The organism is Actinomyces sp. Z16 (assembly GCF_003111765.1).
GTDB classification, from domain to species: Bacteria; Actinomycetota; Actinomycetes; order Actinomycetales; family Actinomycetaceae; genus Actinomyces; species Actinomyces glycerinitolerans.
On sequence record NZ_CP027862.1, the window covers coordinates 3,265,429 to 3,285,563 of the forward strand.

Below are 20,135 nucleotides of genomic sequence, written 5' to 3' on the forward strand. Positions count from 1 at the left end.
CTCAATACGCGAGGCTAGCCTCATCTCATGACCACAAGTTCAGTAAGCGCGAATGAGACCCCTGACTTCGACTCCCGCTCGGTGGCCCGCGTGGCGACCGACAAGCCGGCCGACTACGGGCGCCGGCTCGTCAGCCACATGAGCCGCAGGATCGACGGCGAGTGGAATGGGGCCGAGTCCACCGGTCACCTGGCCTTCAACCGCGAGGGGGCCGTGACCGGCGTGGCGGACCTGGCCTGCGAGGACGACGCACTCGTCCTGACCCTGTCGGCTTCCGCGCAGGAGCTGCCGCGCCTGGAGGAGGTCGCCGGTCGGCACCTGGCGCGCTTCGGCTACGAGGACGGCTTGGTCGTCTCCTGGACGCGCCAGGACGGTTCCGCCGGTACCACGCAGGGCCCGCTGACCAAGGAGGACCTGGACCGCCTGCGCGCCGAGTACAAGGCTCGCGCGGCCCGCGAGGGCGAGTCCGACGCCGCCGAGGACTTCCCGGACCTGCGGAACTGACAGAGTTTCCGAGATACTCGATGCTTCATCCCGTCTGTCCCGTCGAACATGCGCATCGAGTCCGCATCCAGTCGACTCCCAGCCCGACGCGGTAAGACATCAGCGCCACGTAAGCGCACCGCACAGGAAGGCTCACCATGCCCGACGCCATCACCCCCATTTACACCATCGAAGCCCTGGCCTCCGGTGACGGCCGCAACGGCCACGTCACCTCAACCACCGGCCGCATCGACACCGACCTGGCTGTGCCGAAGGAGATGGGTGGCTCCGGTGCGAACCTGCCCAACCCGGAGGAGCTGTTCGCCGCCGGTTACGCCGCCTGCTTCCACTCCGCCCTGCAAGCGGTCGCCCGGTCCCAGAAGGCTGATCTGGGTGACTCCAGCGTCGGCGCCCGGGTCTCCATCGGCTCCAACGGCGAGGGCGGTTTCGGCCTGGCCGTCGAGTTGGAGGTTGTCATTCCCGCGCAGCCCCATGATGCGGCGCAGGCGCTGGCAGAGGCTGCTCACCAGATGTGCCCCTACTCCAATGCCACTCGCGGCAACATCCCGGTGACCATCACCGTCTCCGACGACTGAGGCCGGCCGTGGGCGAGCAATATCAACCGATCTCGGCACGTAACTTTGACCGATCTCGGCGAAGACGAGGACGGCGCCATTACTCGCCAACGGTGATGTGGCCGGCGGGGTCCTGGACCCGCAGCATGAGCAGCAGGCCGACGGCGAGCACCGTCACGATCCCGAGAATGCCCCAGTAGCCGGCATCGGCGCCTACCACGTGCGTGCCCACCCAAATGGATGCGCCGTACATCATGGGCGCCATGAATGACACGGCCCGCCCGGTCGTGGCGTACAGGCCGAAGATCTCGCCCTCACGCCCCTGCGGTGCCAGCCGGGCCAGATAGGAGCGGGCCGCGGACTGGGCGGGTCCCACACAGCCGGACAGCACCAGGCCCAGTATCCAGAAGACCCGTGCGCCCGCCGTGTGCAGGACGAACACGAGTAGGCCGGCCACTACCAGCACCGTCAGCGCGCCCAGGATGACTCGACGGGGGCCGAGCAGGTCGTCCAGCCGCCCGGCGGCAATGGTGGCGACGCCGGCGACAACATTGGCGGCAACGGCGAAGACGATCACCTCGCCGGAGGTGAAGCCGAAGGTGTTCTGGGCGATAATCCCGCCGTAGGTGAACACCCCGGCCAGCCCGTCGCGGAATACCGCCGCCGCCAGCAGGAACCACAGCACCTCCGGATGGGTGCGATACAGTCCCACGAGCGTGCGCCACAGGTGCTTGTAGGAGGCGGCCAGGGGCTCGTGGCGCATGATCCGCGCCGGCGCCTCAGCCGGATCCACGGGCTCGCTCTCCAACCCGGCCAGGGCGCGCTCGTCCCCACCGGCGGCGGCCTCGATCGCGGCCCACCGCCGCCAGGCGTGCTTGCCGGACTGGGTGACCAGCACGGGGATCGCGCACAGACCGAACCAGCCGGCGGACACCAGCATGGAAACACGGATATCCATGCGGTTCTCGTCCGTCACCCCGAACCAGCCGACCTCCGGGTTGATGAAACCGACGTACAGGATCAGCAGCAGCACAATGCCGCCGAGGTACCCCATGCCCCAGCCGAGCCCGGAGACGGCGCCCACCCGGTCCTTGGTGGCCAGGCGGGACAGCAGCCCGTTGTAATTGACGGAGGCCAGCTCGAAGAACACGTTGCCGACCCCGAGTAGCGTGATGCCCAGCCACAGATAGCCGGGCTCGGGCAGCACGAAGTACATGGCCGCGCTGACGGCGACCACGATCGCCGTGTACGCCCCCAGCCAAAACACGGTGCTGCCGGAACGATCGGCGCGCTGCCCGGCGACGGGCGCGAGCAGGGCGATACACGCCCCCGCGATGACCAGACCCACCGAGAGGGCCGACTCGTTGGCGGCGGGATCACCAAACGCTGAACTGGTGAGGTAGACCGAGAAGACGAAGGTGGTGATCACCGCGTTGAAGGCCGCCGAGCCCCAGTCCCACAACCCCCAGGCGAGGACCGGCCAGGTCAGCAGCTTGCCGCGCGCAGACGCGGCGCGCTCACCGTCCGCCGCGCCGACCGGGGTGAATTCGGCATCCCGTCCAGGAATATGTGGCCTCATGGCCTAGAGCCTAAGACCGAATGCCCTCCCGGCGGGCGAGTACCTCGGCGAGAGCCAGGTCCAGTGGCGTAGTCACCTTCAGGGCGAGCGGGTCCCCGGCGACGACGACGACCCTGCCGCCCATCGCCTCCACAAGAGCGGCGTCGTCCCTGGCGGCGTGGGCCTCATCGGCGGCGCGGAGCGCCCCCAACTGGTGCGCGGCCTCGAGAGTGGCACGGGCGAAGCCCTGCGGGGTCTGGATCGCCCGCAGCCGCGCCCGGTCCGGGGTGCCCACCACTCGCTCCACCCGCTCCCCCGCGTCGGTCACCTCCTTAACGGTGTCGACCACGGGCAGCCCGGGGACGACGGCGTCGTGCCCCGCGCGCACGGCGGCGACGATGCGCCGGATCAGGTCGGGCGGGGTCAGGGCGCGCGCGGCGTCGTGCACCAACACCACTTCAGCCTCGGGGCGCGCCTTCAGCGCGGCGTCCAGTCCCAGGGCGACCGAGGCCTGTCGGGAGTCCGGCGAGCCGGCAACCACGGCGACAGCCCCTTCACCCGCAAGGTCGACAACCTCCGCGGTGAAACGGTCGATCTCGGGGCCGGGAGCGGTGATGGTGATGTGGTCGATGACGCCGGAGGCGAGCAGGCCGCGGGCGGCCCGGTGCAGCAGGGACTCGCCGTCAACCTCCACCAGCGCCTTGGGCCCCCGGGCGCCGAGCCTGGTGCCGGAGCCGGCGGCGGTGAGTACGGCGACGGCGATCCCAGCGGTCTTATCCGACATGCGCGGGACCTTACCAGTGTCGCGGGACCGCGTGGCCGCAGCCGGGTTTCAGGCCGCGACGAGTGTCAAGACAACACGAACCGGGGGTGGATGCCTTCAGGCCGCCGTGCCCGAGGCGAGCACCTCGTCAAGCGTGTTCTCGGCCTCTTCCTCGGGGGTCTTCTGCGCGAGCGCGAGCTCGGAGACGAGGATCTGCCGGGCCTTGGCCAGCATGCGCTTCTCCCCGGCGGACAGACCGCGGTCGGTGTCCCGACGGGACAGGTCGCGCACCACCTCGGCGACCTTGATGACGTCTCCGGAGGCGATCTTCTCCTGGTTGGCCTTGAAGCGCCGCGACCAGTTGGTGGGTTCCTCCGTCAGCGGCGCCCGCAGCACCTCGAAGACGCGCTCGAGTCCGGACTCGTCGACGACGTCGCGCACGCCGATGAGGTCGACGCTTTCGGCCGGGACCAGAATGGTCAGGTCGCCCTGAGCGACCTCGAGCTGCAGGTAGGTCTTCTCCTCGCCCCTGACCTTGCGCTGGCGGATGTCAATGATCCGGGCGGCTCCGTGGTGGGGGTAGACGACGGTCTCGCCGACTTCAAATGTCATGTGTGAGGTCACTCCAGAATTTGTCGCGGGACTCCATTTTATCAGGAAATAACGCCGGAAGATCGGGGAGCTAGCTCACACGAGCCCGGGGTCAGTCGGCAGCGACCAGCCGATAGCCCACGCCGCGCACGGTGGTAAGCAGCGTCGGGGAGCTGGGGTCCGCCTCGATCTTGGCGCGAATCCGCTTGACGTGCACATCCAGCGTCTTGGTGTCCCCGACGTAGTTGGCGCCCCACAGGCGCTCAATGATCTGGGCGCGGGTCAGCACCCGGTCGGGGTGGCGCAGGAACAGTTCCAGCAGTTCGAACTCGCGCTTGGGCATGGGCACCACCTGCCCATCCACGCGCACCTCGTGGCGGCCCACGTCCATGGCGACCCGCCCCGCCGTCAGCACCGGCTCCTCGGGTGCATCGTCCGCGGTGCGGCGCAGCACCGCGTGCACGCGGGCCACGAGTTCCCGGTAGGAGTATGGCTTGGTGATGTAGTCGTCGGCGCCGAGTTCCAGTCCGGCGATCTTGTCCATCTCCGCATCCCGGGCGGTGAGCATGATGACCGGCACACGCGAGCTGCGGCGGATACGGCGGCACACCTCCGCCCCGGACATGCGCGGCAGCATCAGGTCAAGCAGAACCAGGTCGATGGGCCCGCTGCCGCCGGGCGCCCCCGCGCGCTCAAAGCGCTCCATGGCGGCGGCGCCGTCCTGCGCCTCAACCACCTCGAAGCCGTCGCGGCGCAGGTTCAGCGCCAGTGGCTCGCGGTAGTTCTCCTCGTCCTCCACCAGCAGGATGCGGGTCACGACTGCTCCTTCCCCCGGGCGGGCTCGTCGGAGATGGCGGCGATGGCGGCGAACGAGGCGCCGGCGGCCCCGCTGGCCACCGCCTGGACCGCCTCGGGGTCCGGCCCGGGCCGGTCCGCCTCGGTGCGGTGGCGGGGCAGCACCAGGGTGAAGGTGCTGCCGCGCCCGGGCGCCGACCACAGCTCCACCGTGCCGCCGTGGTCGGCGGCCACATGCTTGACGATCGACAGGCCCAGCCCGGTGCCGCCGGTGGCCCGCGAGCGCGCCTTGTCCACCCGGTAGAAGCGTTCGAAGACGCGCTCCTGCGCCTGCTTGGGGATGCCGATCCCCTGGTCGACGACGGCGATGCGCACCAGCTCCGGGTCGTGGGCGTCCACGCTCAGCCCCACGCTGACGCGGGTGCGCGGGTCGGAGTAGCGGATGGCGTTGTCCAGCAGGTTGCTGACGGCCGTAACCAGCAGGGAGGCGTCACCCAGGACGTGGAGGTTCTCGGCACCGCCCGCGACCAGGGCGACCTCCTTCGCCTCGGCCTCCACCCGCACGCGGTCCAGGGCGTCGACGACGACGTCATCCAGGCTCACGTCCTCGGGCTCGACCAGGGCGTCACCGTCCTGCAGGCGGGACAGCTCGATAATGTCCCCCACCAGCAGTTCCAGGCGGTGCGACTCGCGGTTCATGCGTGCGGCGTAGTCGACGACGAGCGTGGGATCGTCGGCGTTCTCGCGCACGGTTTCGGCCAGCAGGGAGATGGCACCGACGGGGGTCTTGAGTTCGTGGGAGGCGTTGACCACGAAGTCGCGCCGCATCTCCTCCACGCGCCGTGCGGCGGTGCGGTCCTCGATGAGCACCAGCACGCGGCCCCGCCCGATTCCGGCGACGCGCACCTGCAGGTGAAAGTTGCCCGCGCCGGGCAGGCGACCGCGGGCCACCGTGATCTCGGCCTCCTCGGCCTGACCGGAGGAGCGCACGCGCTCGACCATCTGGGCGACCTGCGGCTCGCAGACCTCGTCGTCGCGCACCAGGTTGTAGGTGTAGGCAGCGGCCGAGGCGCGCAGGACCTCGCCGTCGTCGTCGAGCAGGACCACGGTGGAGCTGAGCGCGGCCAGCACCGGGATCAAGCCGTCCCGCTCAAGGGTCGAGCCGGAGGTGATCCCGTTGCCCTGTGCGTCGCGCGTGGCGTGCCCGAGCGCGAGTCCTGCCGCCGCGCCCGCGGCGACACCGGCCACAGCAACGGCGATGATCAGCCAAACGGTTCCCACGCCCCCTAGGGTAGAGGGGTGGGCGGGCCGTTCGCGAGCCCCGAGCGCCGACACGTGGGAGGCAGCCGTGCGCGACATCTTCAACCAGGAGCTCAAGCAGCTGGGAACCGATCTGGCGTCCATGGCGGAACAGGTCGCCACGGCCATCGAGCGCGCCGCGGAGTCGCTGCGCAGTGGCGACATCGTGGTGGCCGAGCAGGTCATCGACGCCGACGAGCGCATCAACGACCTCCAGCGCGACATCGATGACATGTGCGTAATGCTGCTGGCCCGCCAGCAGCCCGTGGACCGGGATCTGCGCAACGTCATCTCCGCCCTGCGCATGGCGCAGACCCTGGAGCGGCAGGGTGACCTTGCCCGCCACGTCGCCGCGATCGCACGCGGCCGCTACCCGCTGCCCGCGGTGCCCGAGCCGGTTTTCGGGCTGATGGTGCAGATGGCCGACGCCGCCGTGCGCGCCGGTCATGATGTCAGTCGTCTGATTCAGACCCAGGACCTGCAGCTGGCCGCGCAGATCCAGGAGCGCGACGCCGAGCTGGACGCGCTGCACCGGAAGTCCTTCCAGATGATCCTCGACCCGGAAAACGAATTGACCCGCCAGCAGGTGGTCGACGCGGTGCTCATGGGGCGCTTCCTGGAGCGCTTCGGTGATCACTCCACGTCGGTGGCCCGCCGCATGGCTTACCTCGTCTCGGGTATCACCCCGCCCAGTCCCAGCGAGTCCTGAAATATGCCTTTCCGCTCAAGGGCTGGGGTGGTGAGTTATCGGCGTGGGTGTGGTGTCGACGATCGGGGTTTTGGCTGCTGTGGTGCGGGAAAACTGGGGTGAATATGGCCTGGCGGGTGATTCCGGGGCGGTGCTCGACACTCGTGGGTAAGACCGCGGCCCCCGCGCAGGGCCATGCCCGATCTGCCATACCCCGATGAAGAAGTCCGGCCGCACCGCCGCAGGCAGCCGACGGTGAAAAGCGAACCACCTGCCCGACTTCCGCGCCCCGCCCGGCCTCACCTCATACCAGGCACGCCCGGTCCGTAACCGGCGAGGCGTACTCCGGACGCTCATCGGCGCCGAACCACATAGGGGCCCGTTATGTGCGGGGTGGCGGTGATACTCATCCCGCCCCTATGTATGTACTGCACGACCCCGGGCCGCGTTCCACGACCTTGGTGTGTGTTTCACGACCCCGGGGTGGTCGTGCAACACACACCAAGGTCGTGCAGTGTCGCCCAGGGTCGTGCAAAAGCACCACCACCCCGCACGCCGCCGAGCTAAAACACCACGTTCGCGCCGATAACCCGCGGTGGTTGCCCGATGCCGGCAGCCGAAGATGAGCATCGGGCGGGGCTGAACGACGTCATGAACGTCGTTCAGCCCCGCCCGATCAGTTCGACCTTGGCCGCCCCGCGCGAAAGCCCCTGTGGGCCGGCGATTACGCGGGTGGCCGCGGATCACTTGCCCTGGTTGGCGACGGCGGCGATCTTCGCCTCGGCCTCGGGGTCCAGGTAGCGCCCACCCTTCTTAATGGGCTTGAGGGTCTCCTCATCGAGCTCGTAAACGAGCGGAATCCCGGTGGGAATGTTCACGCCGGCGATGTCCGCGTCCGAGATGTCGTCCAGGTGCTTGACGATCGCGCGCAGCGAGTTGCCGTGGGCCGCGATCATGATCGTCTTGCCGGTCTTGATCTCGGGGACAATCGTCTCCTCCCAGTAGGGCAGCAGACGGGCAAGCACGTCCTTCAGGCACTCGGTGGTGGGAATGGGCTCGCCGGCATAGCGCGGGTCGGTGTCCTGGGAGAACTCCGAACCGAGCTCGATGGCCGGCGGCGGCACGTCGTAGGAGCGGCGCCAGAGCATGAACTGCTCATCGCCGTACTGCTCGCGAATTTCCTTCTTGTTCTTACCCTGCAGGGCGCCGTAGTGGCGCTCGTTGAGCCGCCAGTGCCGCTCCACCGGAATCCAGTGCCGGTCGGCCGCGTCCAGGGCCAGGTTCGCGGTCATGATGGCGCGACGCAGCACCGAGGTGAACAGCTTGTCGGGCAGGACGCCGGCCTCCTTGAGGAGCTCACCGCCGTGGACGGCCTCGGCGCGCCCCTTCTCGGACAGCGGGACGTCAACCCAGCCGGTGAACAGGTTCTTTGCATTCCATTCGCTCTCGCCGTGGCGGAGCAGCACAAGGGTGTAAGCCATGTGGCCCATTGTGCCAGGCCCAAGCAGATGCCACCAGGTCCCGAGTCCTAAAAGGGCCCGGGACCTGGTGCTTACGAGAGCGCGCAATGCGCGCGGCGGCGTCGGGGGGCGTTGGCGCCCGACGACGGCGCGGCTCAGGCGTTGTTGTTGCTCGGGTTGTTGGCCGCCATGTAGGCCTCGCGTACCGGAGCGGGGATGCGCCCGCGGTCGGAAACCTCGTAGCCATTAGCGCGCGCCCACTCGCGGATCTTCTGCGTGACACCGGCTGCCGGGCGACGGCGAAGCGTGCGGCGGCCACCGCGGCGACGGGCCTTAATGGTCCACTCCTCGATCGACTCACGCAGCGCGGCTGCGTGCTCCTCGTTTAGGTCGATCTCGTAAGTGACACCATCGAGGGCGAAAGTGATGGTCTGAGTCGCCTCGGACCCATCGATGTCATCAACTAGAACAATCTGCGTCTTCTGCGCCATATTGGTCCTCCTTGCCACAGATTTGCGGGTTCCGCCTCTACTACGGAATCACCCGCGAAACAGGATACGCATATCTGCGCAATTAAAGCAAGAAACTCGCCGAATACGGCACGCCGACCGGTGGACGCGCACGAGCCCTCGGCACGCAAGAGCCAATGGAGCCACCTGTGGGAATCGAACCCACGACCTATTCATTACGAGTGAATCGCTCTGCCGACTGAGCTAAGGTGGCCTGCCGCCAAAGCGGCGAAACGCAGGGTACCGCCTGCCGGCGCCGCCACGCAATCCAGCACCCCAATCACACCGGGTGGTTTACAGCACAGCGGCGCCGCCTGCGTAGGCTGTCCATATGCACGTCCACTTCACCTACGCCGGTGGGACCATTGGCATGGTTGACTCCCCCCACGGGCTGCAGCCAGGTGCCGACTTGGAAGCCTGGCTGGCCGACCTACTAGCCGCATTCCCCGCACCGAAGCACATGCCGGTGCCCCCACGCAGTGCCGGGCGGATCGCCCCGGACCGCACTGACGCGCAAGGCCGAAACACCTCTCTGACAACGCTGCACCCTTTGCTTGATTCTGCCCAGGCGGCACCACAAACCTGGCAATCGATCGTCAATGACCTGTATGCCCATGCCGACGTTGCCGACGCCTTTGTGGTTCTGCACGGAACCGACACCATGGCCTACACGGCCTCCGCCCTGTCCTACGCCCTCACGGAACTGAAGCAGCCGGTCATCGTCACCGGCTCCCAGCTGCCGCTGGGAGTATCCGACTCCGACGCCGTCGCAAACGTCGTCGGCGCCTTGCAGGCGCTCACCCAGGGCGCACCCCGCGGTGTGCACCTGTTCTTCGGCGGGCGCCTGCTCGCCGGCAACCGCGCCACCAAGATCTCCACCTGGAGCCTGACGGGTTTCGACTCCCCCAGTGCCGCGCCGCTGGCCCTGGCCGGCGCCCCCTGGCACTGGACGGCCAGCACCGCGGCCGGTGCGGCAGCAACCGTGCCCGGCGTCGTCTGGAAGGAACCGGCCCCTTCGGCCGGCACGACGTGATCGTCGTCGACGCCGTCCCCGGGTTGAGCGCCGCGCGCCTGGCGCAGCTGCTGACGCCGCCCCCCGTGGCGGTGGTACTGCGGGCCTTCGGCGTCGGCAACCTGCCGCCGGAGCTGACCGCCGTGATTGCCCAGGCGGTGGCCGAGGGCGTGGCGGTGGTGGTCTCGTCCCAGTGCCTGCAGGGCGAGGTGGAGCTCGGCCGGTATGCCGCCGGCGACGGGCCGGCCGCGGCCGGCGCGGTGGGCGGCGGCGACATGACCCTGGAGGCCACCTACGCCAAACTGCAGTTCCTGGCCTCCCAGGGGCTGCGCGGGGCGGAGCTCGGTGCCTGGATGGGCCGCAATCTGGCCGGCGAGCTCACGGTCAAATAGTCAGCCGCGGCAGGTGAGCCCAGCCTCGGGCAGAACGCCGGCCAGCAGGTAGTCGTCGACGGCGGTGGTCACACAGTCGCCGGCGCGCCCGTAGGCGGTGTGCCCATTGCCCTCCCAGGTGAGCAGGTGGCCGTCGTCGAGCTGCTCGGCCAATGACTGCGACCAGGCGTAGGGGGTTGCCGGGTCCCCGGTGGTGCCGACCACCAGGATCGGGGCGGCGCCGGTGGCGTGGATCGCGGCCCGCTCGCGCGTGGACTCGTGCCCCCAGGTCTGGCAGAACAGGTCGGAGTAGCCCAGGTCGGCGCCGAAGGTCGGGGAGGCCTCCTCCAGCTGCGCGTGTTCCGCCGCCCAGCTGTCGGCGTCGCCCTCCACCGGGTGGTCCAGACAGTTGATGGCGTTGATGGCCTCATCGCCGTTGCCGGAGTAGGAGCCGTCATCCTCCCGGGAGGCGAACAGGTCGGAGATGAACAGCAGCAGCGTGCCGTCGTCCTGGTTCATGGCCTGGTCCAGTGCCTCGGTGAGCACGCTCCAGGACTCCGACTGGTACATGATCCCAAGGATCGCGGACTCGGCCAGGGAGTAGGTCAGGGGCCGGTCGGGGTCGGAGGTGGGAATCGGGGCGCCCTTGGTGACCTTGAGGAAGTCCTGAATCTGGGCGACACCGGCGTCGACGTCGCCGTGCAGCGGGCACTTGTCACCGCTTTGGCAGTCCTCAACATAGGTGCGCAGGGCGTTCTCGAAGCCGGCCGCCTGGGCGAGGGTCGTCTCACCGGCGCTGAGCGTCGGCTCGATGGCGCCATCCAGCACCATCCGCCCGACGTTGCCGGGGAACAGTTCGGCATAGGTGGCCCCCAGGTAGGTGCCGTAGGAGTAGCCGAGGTAGGTCAGCACGTCTTCGCCGACGACGGCGCGCAGCATGTCCAGGTCGCGGGCGGTGGAGATGGTGTCCACGTGGTCGAGCAGGTCGGCGGGGTATTGGCCTCGCACTTGCCCTCATACCACTGGACGTACTCCACTACCGCCTCCTGGGCGGCGGCCTCGTTGTCCGCACCGTCCGCATCCGCGGTGGACTCCGCAATCTCGGAGGCGGCACGGTCCTCGTCCAGTTCGGCGTCGGTCAAGCAGTCGATGGCCGTCGAGTTGCCGACACCGCGCGGGTCGAATCCGATCACGTCGTAGGAGGCGATCAGCTCGTCGGAGAAATAGCCCTTGGCGGTTTCCACGAGGTCGACGCCCGAGCCGCCCGGGCCGCCCGGGTTGATGAACAGGGTGCCGATCGCGTCATCGGTTGCGGCGCGCCGTTTCATGGCGAGGTCGATCGTCTGGCCATCGGGGTCGTCGTAGTCCAGCGGGGCGGTGACGTAGGCGCAGGAGTAGTCCGCGTCGCCGTCAGTCTCGTCCATGCCCACGTTGGCGCACGGATACCAGTCGACCTCCTGCGCGTAGAAGTCCTCCAGGCCCGCGGGCACGGCGCTGGTCGACGCCGTCGCCCGGGCGGCGGGAGAGGGACTGGGGCCCGAACCGGATAGCGGACTGTCACACGCCACGAGGCCGGCGGCGGCGAATACGGCGGTCAGTGCCGCAAGCGCGCGGCGGCCAGGTAACTTGAACGGCTTCACCCGTGCAGCTTACGGGGTGGCCCCTCCCCCAGGCGGACGCGCGGCCGTGGAGCTCTCCCCATTGCGACGCAGCCGTTAGGCTCTGTCACCACGTCCCAGGGCCTATCCCGCCCCCTCTGGTCCCACCTGAACCTTGACGGGGACTGGGCGGGCCTCCCACGGCGGCCGGGCGGCGCCTACGCTGATCCCATGAGCCAGCAGCCGCCCGTATCCGCCGACGCCCGCGCCGAGATCAAGGACTTCCTGACCACCCGCAGGGCAAAGGTGACCCCGCAGATGGTGGGGCTGCCCGTCGTCGCCGGGCACCGCCGGGTGCCGGGGCTGCGCCGCGAGGAGGTCGCCATGCTCGCCGGGGTGAGTGTGGACTACTACACGCGCCTGGAGCGGGGGAATGCGGCCGGCGCCTCCGACGAGGTACTGGAGGCCCTCGCCTCCGCGCTGCTGCTGGACGACGCCGAGCGGCAGCACCTGATCGACCTCGCCCGCGCCGTCACCCCCACGGGCCGGATGCGGCGCCGTCGCGGGCGGGCCAAGAGCTGCGCCGTACGGCAGGACACCCAGTGGCTGCTGGACGCGACGCCCATGCCGGCCGCGGTGCGCAACGGCTCGGGCGACTACGTGGCGACCAACACCATGGCGCGGGCGCTGTATTACCACATGTTCGTGGACCCGATCCCGGAGGTGGCCGCGGAGCACCCGAGCATGGCCCGCTTCATGTTCCTGGACCCGCGTTCGCGGGACTTCTTCCCCAACTGGCAGATGGGTGCGGAGGACCTGGTGGCGATGCTGCGGCTGAGCGCCGGCGAGGACCCGACCGACCCGTGCCTGCAGGCGCTCATCGGTGAGTTGTCCACGCGCAGCCGGGAGTTCGCCGACCTGTGGGCGCGCCACGACGTCCGCTACGTGTGCCGCAATGAGAAGGTGGTTAATCACCCGATCGTCGGCCAGATTCACCTGTGCTACGAGCCGGCCGCGATGGCGACCACCCCCGGAATGACCATGCTCGTCTACGGCGTGGAGCCGGGCAGCCCGAGCGAGGAGGCGCTGCGGCTGCTGTCGTCCTGGGCGGCCACCGAGCTCGCGCCGGAGGACACCGCCGCGGCACAGCCGGCCGAGCCGCGTTAGGCGGAGCCGACGGGCTTCCTTGGCAGCGCCTAGGCCTGGGGACGCAGTTGCACCATGAGGGATTCGACCGCCAGCAGCGGAGCGGCATTGGAGCGCAACCGCTCACGGCACTCCTCGATGGCGGCGATGCGCGCCAGCGACTGGCGCGGCCCGGTGGAGGCGGCCACCTGTGTCACCGCATCGGAGAGGTCGATGTTGACCTGTTCGACGTCGCTGCCGAGCTGGACCACCAGCACGTCCCGGTAGAAGGACAACAGGTCGATCATCGCCCGGTCGAGCACGTCGGTGCGAGCACGCCGGGCGCGCCGCTTCTGATCCTCTTCCAGTTGCCGGACCTGGGCGCGCAGCGACGGCGGAACCCGCCCGCCCTCCTCCAGCCCGAGGGCTCGCAGCAGGGCGGCCTTCTCCACGGCGTCGCGTTCGGTGGTGGCCTGCGCGGCCTCCGCCTCGGCCGCGTCGACCAGATCGGCGGCGGCCAACACGGCGTCCCCCACGCTGCGCAGGGAGATGGGCGCCAGCAGCAGGCGACGGCGCCGCTCCCAGGCGCCGGGGTCGGTGGCCAGGTGGCGGGCGAGCCCGATGTGGGACTGGCTGGCGCGGGCGGCGCGGGCGGCCAGCTCCGGCTCGGCGCCGTCGCGGCGCACCAGCAGTTCGGCTACGGCGTCGGCGGGCGGGACGCGCAGCGTCACCAGCCGGCAGCGCGAGCGAATGGTGGGCAGTACGTCGTCGGCGCTGGGCGTACACAGGATCCACACGGTCTGCGGGGGCGGCTCCTCGATGGACTTCAGCAGCACGTTGGTGGTGCGCTCGGCCATGCGGTCGGCGTCCTCCACCAGGATCACCCGCCAGTTGCCGGTCCAGGGACGGCGCTGCGCCTCACCGATCAGCGTCTTGACCTCATCCATGGTGATCAGGAGCTTCTCGGTGGCCATGCGCACCACATCGGGGTGGCTGCCGCTGAGCACGTCGCGGCAGGCCTTGCACACCCCGCAGCCGGGAACTTCGCCTGTGCACTGCAGGGCGGCGGCGAAGGCGCGGGCGGCGACGGACCGGCCGGAGCCGGGCGGACCGGTCACCAACCAGGCGTGGGTCATGGCGGAGGCGTCGACGGCGCCGGCCTCACCGGCGACTATGGCCTCACCGGCACCGGAATCGCCTCCCCCGCGCGCGGCTACGGCCACACGGGCGGCTTCGGCAGCCGCCCGGAAGGCGGCGACGACCCGCTCCTGCCCGACGACGTCTCCCCACACGCTCATACGGGTACCCGGAGGCGAGGGAATGAGCCGTTGATCACCGGCGTCGGGATGGACTGATTCACCCCACCAGGCTAGCGGCAACCGCCGACGCGTTCAGCACGCCGATCCGCCTTGCTCGCCCGTGCCGGCGGACAGCTCGACCGAGCTTCAGGTCCCGCCGAGCGGCCCGAGTGTCAAAATCGATGACAAACGGCTCGCGTGGCCACGCGCACCGGCTCGACATCCGCATGATTCCGCCATTTTCAAGAGCGTCGTGGACGTCGACGCCCCCGTTTGTCATCATTTTTGACTCTTAGCCACCCAACCTTGGGCGCGCCGACACATAACCGTGCCGCCAAACGCCAGTGACTGGGCCGCGGCAGCACAAACTATGAGACTCGGCGCCGCGAGGAGGCGCGCACCACGAGGGTGGGAGTCATCAGGCGAACGGTCTGAGACGTCTGTTCACTCAAATACGTCCGTAAGAGCCTGGCAGCGGTTTGTCCCATCTCGCCCGGTTCTCGATGAACGGCCGTAACATCGGGAGTCAGTACACGCAGAACGGCAGAGTCCTCCAGGGACACGACGGCGACGCCGGGCCCGATGTCGCTCTGATCCTGCTTCAGCACGGACAGACCACCAACCGCGAGCACTTCGTTGTCGTAGATGATTGCGTCGGGGACGCGCCTGCTCCCGATGAGTTCGGCAGTGGCCTGACCGCCGGAGCGCTCCGAGTAGTCGGGAGCCTGCACGACCATGATCTCGACTCCCTCACGCCTGCCGGACGCGGATAGGGCGTTGGTGCGCCGCGCATTGTGCATGACGCCGGCGGCACCGGAGACGTAGGCGATACGAGCGCATCCCTGTTCGATCAGGTGCATCAGGACCATGTCCATCATGCCCTCGTCGTCCCCGACGACGGCGGGCATACCGGACACATCCGGCTCACCGACCAACACATACGGAAGGCCGAGTTCACCAAGAACTGCCAAGCGCGGATCCTCGCTGCGCGGGTCGACCACAACAACCCCGTCGACACGGCGCTGCGCCCACCACGAGCGGTAAGTAGCGATCTCCTCCGCCGTTGTCTCGACAATCTGCAGCACGAGGGCGAGTCCGTCTGCCGCCAACTCCCCCTGCATACCAACGATGAATTCGAAGAAGAAGCGTTCGGCGGCGACAGCATGGCTCGGCTTCGCAATGACCAGGCCCACAGCACCCGCCCGGGAGGCAGATAGGGCCCGCGCGGCGGCATTCGGCGTCCAACCCATCTGATTCGCAACGGCAACCACCCTGCTGCGGGTGCTCTCCGAGACGCCCGGACGGCCGTTGAGGGCGAAAGACACAGCCGATGGGGATACACCGGCTACCTCCGCAATATCACGGATGGTGGGACGTTCCATGATGGCAGTATGCCATAGCTGATCGTCTTATGAAGTTCCGTCGAAAACGCTTGACCCCCTACATAACACGGTTTAGCCTGGGCTGCCATCAGGCAGTCCGCCACCGACGACGGACACTCGCCGTCTCATCCGCCCGCGCCGATGGAGGCCGCCGTGCACGACAACCGCCCGATGCTCCTTAAGCACATTGACCGCATTCTCAATGAGAAGGTCCGCCCGGCCGGCCTCGAGACAATCGCCCCCTTGCACGTCGAGGCCTGGGAGGTCACCGATGACGCCGGACCTGTGGCTGGCGTCCCAGGGGCAGGCGCTCCAGTCCCCTTCTCGGTTGCTATGTCTTCCCACACCCCCTACCGCACCTTCACGGTCCCCGGAGACTGGGGACCCGCGTGGGGCACTACCTGGTTCCGGGTGAGTGTTCAGATCCCCGCCGAGCTGCGCGGCGAGCACCTTGAGCTGGACATCGACCTCGGCTGGGCCTCCCATTCCCCCGGCTTCCAAGCCGAAGGACTGGTGCGAACCCCTGACGGAAGCATCCTCAAGGCCATCAATCCGCGGAATCAATGGGTTCCCGTGTCACCGACGCTACTGGACGATGCAGGACGCCTCACGTTGTACATCGAGGCCGCATCCAACCCGCTGCTTCTCGGGGTTCCTCCGTTTCAGCCCACGGCCGCGGGATCCCGGTTCACCCAGTCCTGTGCACCGCTATACACGTTCCGCACGGCTCGTCTTGTCCGAGTTCACGACCAGGTGCGCGCCCTCGCCGCGGATGTCGACACCCTGTTGGGTCTCGCACGGACACTGCCAGAGGATTCTCCGCGCATGTGGAAGGTCCTGATCGGCACCTCGGAGGCGATCGACCGGCTCGACCCCGCAAATGTTCGCGCCGCGGCCGCTGAAGTGCGTGAGCTGTTGAGGCCGCTCCTGGCCACACCCGCCGATCATGACGCGGTGACTCTTGGGGTGATCGGGCACGCGCACATCGACTCCGCCTGGCTCTGGCCCGTCCGGGAGTCACGGCGCAAGGCGGTCCGCACTCTGGCCAATGTGATACGCCTGCTCGAGGACGGATCACCCATGATCTTCGCCCTCCCCGCCGCTCAGCACGCCGCATGGGTCAAAGAGGAAGATCCGGCGCTGTTCGAACGCCTCAAGACCCAGGTTGAGGCTGGTCGCATTGTTCCGGTCGGCGGTTCCTGGGTCGAGCCCGACGCGGTCCTGCCCTCGGGCGAGTCCCTGGTGCGCCAACTGACCGAGGGAACGGCCTTCTTCCGTGACGAGTTAGGAGCCGTATGCCATGAGATCTGGCTTCCCGACTCATTCGGCTACACCGGAGCGCTGCCGCAGATCGCCCACCTCGCCGGTTACGACAACTTCCTCACGCAGAAGATCTCCTGGAACCAGGTTGACGTGTTTCCCCATCACACGCTGTGGTGGGAGGGGATCGATGGCACACGGATATTCACCCATTTCCCTCCTGCGGACACCTATGGCGCCGAGGCTAGCGCGGAACAGATACAGCACGCCCAGCGCAACTTCAAGGAGAAGGGGCGGGCCACCACCGAGCTCTTCCTCTATGGCTACGGCGACGGCGGGGGTGGCCCGGTCCGCGAGATGCTCGACCGCATAGAACGCAGTCAGGATCTCGCCGGTTCGCCCCGGATGGAGCACATGACCTCCGAGGAGTTCTTCAATCGCGCTCGCACGGAGTATTCGACGGCTCCGGTATGGGTCGGGGAGTTGTACCTGGAGAAGCATCGCGGAACACTCACCAGCCACGCCGCCACCAAGCGCGGCAATCGCGAGGCCGAGGCGGCGCTGCGCGAAGCCGAGACCTGGTGCACGACCGCCTGGGTACGTGGTCTACTCGCCGACGACGTCTACCCCGCCGCCCTCCTCCGCCGGCTGTGGCGCGCCACCCTGCTGTGCCAATTCCACGACATCTTGCCGGGATCATCAATCGCCTGGGTTTACGAAGAGGCCGAAACCGCGCTTCAGCGGGTCATAGCCACCGCGCGCGCCCTGGCCACAAGCGCGCGTCGTGCTCTGGCCGACCAGACTCCGACCGCTCTTCTTTCCGAGCCCGCCCCCGCCGCTCCCCGCAGGACGCTTCCTCCCCCGGAGCACAACGCTGCGCCCGGCGATGCTCCATGCCGGCTGGTCTTCAACACGGCGCCGGCATCGCAGTTTGTGGACGGCGTGGAGATTCCGCCTCTGGGAGCCGCATTGGTGACGGCCGCAGACGCCAGCGCCAAGGCCGAGCAAACCGACGTCGTGATCACGCGATTGGAGGACGGCGGCGCGATCCTCACAGTCGACGACGCACATGCGGAGCTCGATGCGTCGGGAGCGGTCGTCTCACTGTCATTTAATGTTGACGGCAGTCGCCAGGAGATCATTCCGCCCGGGCAACGACTCGGCTGCCTCCAGATCGCCAACGACTTTCCCAACGAGTGGGACGCCTGGGACCTGGATCCCTTCTACCGCGCCTCCATACATGAACTCCCGGGCCGGCTGGTCGAGACGCGCGCGGAGAACGGGGCGGCGCAAGCCGTCGTCGAGGTGCCCTTCGGGAACTCGCACGCCCGACTGACATGGACCCTGACAGGCGACAGGATCGACCTCAGAGCCGACGTCTCCTGGCACGAGAAGGAAAAACTGCTGAAGCTGGCATTCCCCGTCGACGTGCACACCGACTCCGCAACCTATGGGGCGCAGTTCGGCCACGTACGCCGTCCCACCCATGAGAACACCTCCTGGGACGCTTACCGCTTCGAGGTGTGCGCTCACAAGTGGATTCAATTGGGCGAACCCGGCCGCGGCGTAGGCATCGACAACGACGCCACCTACGGCTGGGACATAACCCGCCACCCCCGTAAAGGCGGTGGCACCTGGTCACTGGTACGGGCATCGCTGCTACGGTCCGCCCGCTTCCCAGATCCGAACCAGGACCAGGGCGACCACCTGTTCCGTTTCTCAGTGCTCCCCTCAGCCGGAACACGACAGGCCCGAGAGGCGGCGTACCGTCTGGATCTACCGGTGTGGGAGTGCGCCGCTCCAGGTGACGCCGTCGGCGTCGTCCCACTGGTTACCGCGACCGGCGCCGTCATCGAGTCGCTCCACCCGGCCGATGACGACTCCGGGGATGTGCTCGTGCGCCTGTATGAGGCGGAGGGCGTACGCACCCGCGTAACGCTGCGTTCCGAAGACCTGGTCGGAGCCGTCGGCACAGACCTGCACGGGCATCCCGACTCCACGCTGGGCGTTGATATAGCGCCCGTCACGGGTGAGACGGGGGCCTGGGGCTTCGAATTGCACCCCTTCGGAATCGCAACCGTGCGGATGAGTCAGAAGCCGAAGCACGCAGGAGGCCACTGACAATGAGGTTCGGCGTCAACTACACGCCCCGTGTGGGATGGTTCCACTCCTGGCTGGATCTGGACCCCGCACTCGTCTCCGAAGACATGGCCACGATACGGTCGATCGGGGCGGACCATGTGCGGATCTTCCCGTTGTGGCCACTGCTGCAGCCCAATCGCTCTCTCATCCGACCAGCGGCCGTCGACGATGTTCTGCGCGTAGTAGATATCGCGGGCCAGGCCGGTCTCACGGTTACCGTCGACGCACTGCAGGGGCACTTATCCTCATTCGATTTCCTGCCATCGTGGGTGACCAGCTGGCACGATCGGAATCTCTTCACCGATCCGAAGGCAGTGTCGGGCCAAATCAGGCTGGTGCGAACTCTTGCCCGAGAGCTCTCTTCGCGCCCGCACGCCGACGGCTTGAGCCTGGGCAACGAGTTCATACAGTTCGCCTCCGCCCGACACCCGCACCGTTCACAGCTGAGCGCCGACGAGGCCGAACGCTGGCTGACCACGCTCTTGGGGGCCGCACGAGAGGAGTGGCCCACCGGCGAGCTCACACACTCCTTCGACGACGACCTGTGGTTCGACGATTCCCACCCCTTCACGCCTGCCCATGCACTTCTGGGAGACACTACGACGGTGCACTCGTGGGTGTTCATGCAAGTAGGCCCGCGGTACGGCAGCGGACATCCCGCTCTGCCGCTGTTCGCACGCTATCTCGTCGAGCTGGCCCGCGCCTGGGGAGGACCGCGCCGATCCATTTGGTTGCAGGAGGTCGGCGCCCCGGTTACATACGTGCCCAACAACGACGCGCCCGCTTTCATCACCGACACCATCGCGCACCTCACGGGGTTGGACGGCATGCCGTCAGCGCGGAACCTGGAGGCGATCACCTGGTGGTGCTCCCATGACGTCTCGCGCGACCTGACTGATTTCCCGGAGCTTGAGTACTCCCTCGGCCTCATCGACTCCACTGGAGCGATCAAGCCCGCAGGACGCGCCTTCCGCGAAGTCGTCGATGCCGCGCGCGACTCTGCATCCACGCACGCAGCATCACCGGGAGACCAGCCGCGGTTCGTCCTTCCCACAGCGGATCCCGCGCGCCGTTCCACGACCGGCCCGAACTCGGAGTTGTTCGACCAATGGCTGCGAATGGCTTTGCAGGGCACCGTGCCCGAACTCCGGCTGCCCTGAGGTACTCAATCCGTACTAAACCGGTGTAGTCTCTATCCAGTGGCACGGACGCCACCGCTTCAAAGA

At 68.1% G+C, this 20,135-nt stretch carries 17 protein-coding genes, 1 tRNA gene and 1 pseudogene; 7 read left to right on the forward strand and 12 right to left on the reverse strand.

From position 1 onward, the window contains the following. Nucleotides 1-27: 27 nt before the first annotated feature. Nucleotides 28-504, forward strand: a complete 477-nt coding sequence (locus C3B71_RS13550) for a DUF2218 domain-containing protein (RefSeq protein WP_108968780.1) — start codon at nt 28-30, stop codon at nt 502-504. Nucleotides 505-641: 137 nt separating this feature from the next. After that, complete coding sequence (locus tag C3B71_RS13555) at nt 642-1,079, forward strand: organic hydroperoxide resistance protein (protein ID WP_073328858.1); 438 nt, start codon at nt 642-644, stop codon at nt 1,077-1,079. 79 nt (nt 1,080-1,158) lie between these two features. Here C3B71_RS13555 and C3B71_RS13560 read toward each other — a convergent pair whose 3' ends face one another. From C3B71_RS13560 to C3B71_RS13580, 5 genes are all read right to left on the reverse strand, one after another. Further along, nucleotides 1,159-2,637, reverse strand: a complete 1,479-nt coding sequence (locus C3B71_RS13560) for an MFS transporter (protein ID WP_108968782.1) — start codon at nt 2,635-2,637, stop codon at nt 1,159-1,161. Between the two features lie 10 nt (nt 2,638-2,647). Then, nucleotides 2,648-3,400, reverse strand: a complete 753-nt coding sequence (gene ispD, locus C3B71_RS13565; protein WP_108968784.1) for a 2-C-methyl-D-erythritol 4-phosphate cytidylyltransferase — start codon at nt 3,398-3,400, stop codon at nt 2,648-2,650. Between the two features lie 96 nt (nt 3,401-3,496). Next, the gene (locus C3B71_RS13570; protein ID WP_073328853.1) at nt 3,497-3,991 is read right to left on the reverse strand and encodes a CarD family transcriptional regulator; all 495 of its coding nucleotides are present in this window, start codon (nt 3,989-3,991) and stop codon (nt 3,497-3,499) included. Between the two features lie 91 nt (nt 3,992-4,082). Continuing rightward, nucleotides 4,083-4,787 carry a response regulator transcription factor gene (locus C3B71_RS13575; RefSeq protein ID WP_073328850.1) on the reverse strand — a complete coding sequence of 235 codons (705 nt, stop codon included), beginning with the start codon at nt 4,785-4,787 and terminating at the stop codon, nt 4,083-4,085. After that, the gene (locus C3B71_RS13580) at nt 4,784-6,046 is read right to left on the reverse strand and encodes a sensor histidine kinase (protein ID WP_073328848.1); all 1,263 of its coding nucleotides are present in this window, start codon (nt 6,044-6,046) and stop codon (nt 4,784-4,786) included. Before C3B71_RS13580 ends, C3B71_RS13575 begins: the two co-directional genes overlap by 4 nt. Before the next feature lie 67 nt (nt 6,047-6,113). Here C3B71_RS13580 and phoU point away from each other — a divergent pair, with 67 nt between their 5' ends. Then, a complete protein-coding gene (phoU, locus tag C3B71_RS13585; protein WP_073328844.1) occupies nt 6,114-6,773 on the forward strand; it encodes a phosphate signaling complex protein PhoU in 660 nt (219 codons plus the stop codon). A 722-nt stretch (nt 6,774-7,495) separates the two neighbouring features. On the opposite strand, the gene C3B71_RS13590 is transcribed toward phoU, so the two are convergent. The 3 genes from C3B71_RS13590 to C3B71_RS13600 all read right to left on the reverse strand — a co-directional run bounded on the left by C3B71_RS13590 (nt 7,496) and on the right by C3B71_RS13600 (nt 8,935). Beyond that, the gene (locus tag C3B71_RS13590) at nt 7,496-8,233 is read right to left on the reverse strand and encodes a phosphoglyceromutase (protein WP_073328842.1); all 738 of its coding nucleotides are present in this window, start codon (nt 8,231-8,233) and stop codon (nt 7,496-7,498) included. A gap of 134 nt (nt 8,234-8,367) precedes the next feature. Next, entirely contained in the window at nt 8,368-8,703 is a 336-nt protein-coding gene (locus tag C3B71_RS13595; RefSeq protein WP_073328839.1) for a histone-like nucleoid-structuring protein Lsr2, read from the reverse strand. A gap of 156 nt (nt 8,704-8,859) precedes the next feature. After that, nucleotides 8,860-8,935 (reverse strand) — tRNA-Thr (locus tag C3B71_RS13600). A gap of 117 nt (nt 8,936-9,052) precedes the next feature. On the opposite strand from C3B71_RS13600, the pseudogene C3B71_RS13605 reads away from it, so the two are divergent. Further along, nucleotides 9,053-10,125: pseudogene (locus C3B71_RS13605) on the forward strand (asparaginase domain-containing protein). Here C3B71_RS13605 and C3B71_RS17005 read toward each other — a convergent pair. Beyond that, nucleotides 10,126-11,112, reverse strand: coding sequence for an alpha/beta hydrolase (locus tag C3B71_RS17005; protein ID WP_442778369.1), 987 nt, complete (start codon nt 11,110-11,112; stop codon nt 10,126-10,128). Continuing rightward, nucleotides 11,010-11,744: a hypothetical protein gene (locus tag C3B71_RS17010; RefSeq protein ID WP_442778370.1), complete on the reverse strand. Its 735-nt coding sequence runs from the start codon at nt 11,742-11,744 to the stop codon at nt 11,010-11,012. Before C3B71_RS17010 ends, C3B71_RS17005 begins: the two co-directional genes overlap by 103 nt. A 189-nt stretch (nt 11,745-11,933) precedes the next feature. Here C3B71_RS17010 and C3B71_RS13615 point away from each other — a divergent pair, with 189 nt between their 5' ends. Further along, the gene (locus C3B71_RS13615; RefSeq protein ID WP_108968788.1) at nt 11,934-12,869 is read left to right on the forward strand and encodes a helix-turn-helix domain-containing protein; all 936 of its coding nucleotides are present in this window, start codon (nt 11,934-11,936) and stop codon (nt 12,867-12,869) included. A gap of 29 nt (nt 12,870-12,898) precedes the next feature. Here C3B71_RS13615 and C3B71_RS13620 read toward each other — a convergent pair whose 3' ends face one another. Next, the gene (locus C3B71_RS13620) at nt 12,899-14,125 is read right to left on the reverse strand and encodes a DNA polymerase III subunit delta' (protein WP_108968790.1); all 1,227 of its coding nucleotides are present in this window, start codon (nt 14,123-14,125) and stop codon (nt 12,899-12,901) included. 368 nt (nt 14,126-14,493) lie between these two features. Continuing rightward, nucleotides 14,494-15,507, reverse strand: a complete 1,014-nt coding sequence (locus tag C3B71_RS13625) for a LacI family DNA-binding transcriptional regulator (protein WP_108968792.1) — start codon at nt 15,505-15,507, stop codon at nt 14,494-14,496. Between the two features lie 153 nt (nt 15,508-15,660). Between C3B71_RS13625 and C3B71_RS13630 the strand changes: the two genes are divergently transcribed. After that, entirely contained in the window at nt 15,661-18,888 is a 3,228-nt protein-coding gene (locus tag C3B71_RS13630) for an alpha-mannosidase (RefSeq protein WP_159097714.1), read from the forward strand. A gap of 2 nt (nt 18,889-18,890) precedes the next feature. Beyond that, a complete protein-coding gene (locus tag C3B71_RS13635) occupies nt 18,891-20,069 on the forward strand; it encodes a glycoside hydrolase 5 family protein (RefSeq protein ID WP_108968795.1) in 1,179 nt (392 codons plus the stop codon). Nucleotides 20,070-20,135 lie beyond the last annotated feature (66 nt).

Excerpts from the sequence above, each read along its gene's own strand:
- C3B71_RS13550 (WP_108968780.1), top strand. The coding sequence starts at position 28 with ATGACCACAAGTTCAGTAAGCGCGAATGAGACCCCTGACTTCGACTCC.
- C3B71_RS13555 (WP_073328858.1), top strand. The coding sequence starts at position 642 with ATGCCCGACGCCATCACCCCCATTTACACCATCGAAGCCCTGGCCTCC.
- C3B71_RS13560 (WP_108968782.1), bottom strand. The coding sequence starts at position 2,637 with ATGAGGCCACATATTCCTGGACGGGATGCCGAATTCACCCCGGTCGGC.
- ispD (WP_108968784.1), bottom strand. The coding sequence starts at position 3,400 with ATGTCGGATAAGACCGCTGGGATCGCCGTCGCCGTACTCACCGCCGCC.
- C3B71_RS13570 (WP_073328853.1), bottom strand. The coding sequence starts at position 3,991 with ATGACATTTGAAGTCGGCGAGACCGTCGTCTACCCCCACCACGGAGCC.
- C3B71_RS13590 (WP_073328842.1), bottom strand. The coding sequence starts at position 8,233 with ATGGCTTACACCCTTGTGCTGCTCCGCCACGGCGAGAGCGAATGGAAT.
- C3B71_RS13595 (WP_073328839.1), bottom strand. The coding sequence starts at position 8,703 with ATGGCGCAGAAGACGCAGATTGTTCTAGTTGATGACATCGATGGGTCC.
- C3B71_RS13615 (WP_108968788.1), top strand. The coding sequence starts at position 11,934 with ATGAGCCAGCAGCCGCCCGTATCCGCCGACGCCCGCGCCGAGATCAAG.
- C3B71_RS13620 (WP_108968790.1), bottom strand. The coding sequence starts at position 14,125 with ATGAGCGTGTGGGGAGACGTCGTCGGGCAGGAGCGGGTCGTCGCCGCC.
- C3B71_RS13625 (WP_108968792.1), bottom strand. The coding sequence starts at position 15,507 with ATGGAACGTCCCACCATCCGTGATATTGCGGAGGTAGCCGGTGTATCC.
- C3B71_RS13635 (WP_108968795.1), top strand. The coding sequence starts at position 18,891 with ATGAGGTTCGGCGTCAACTACACGCCCCGTGTGGGATGGTTCCACTCC.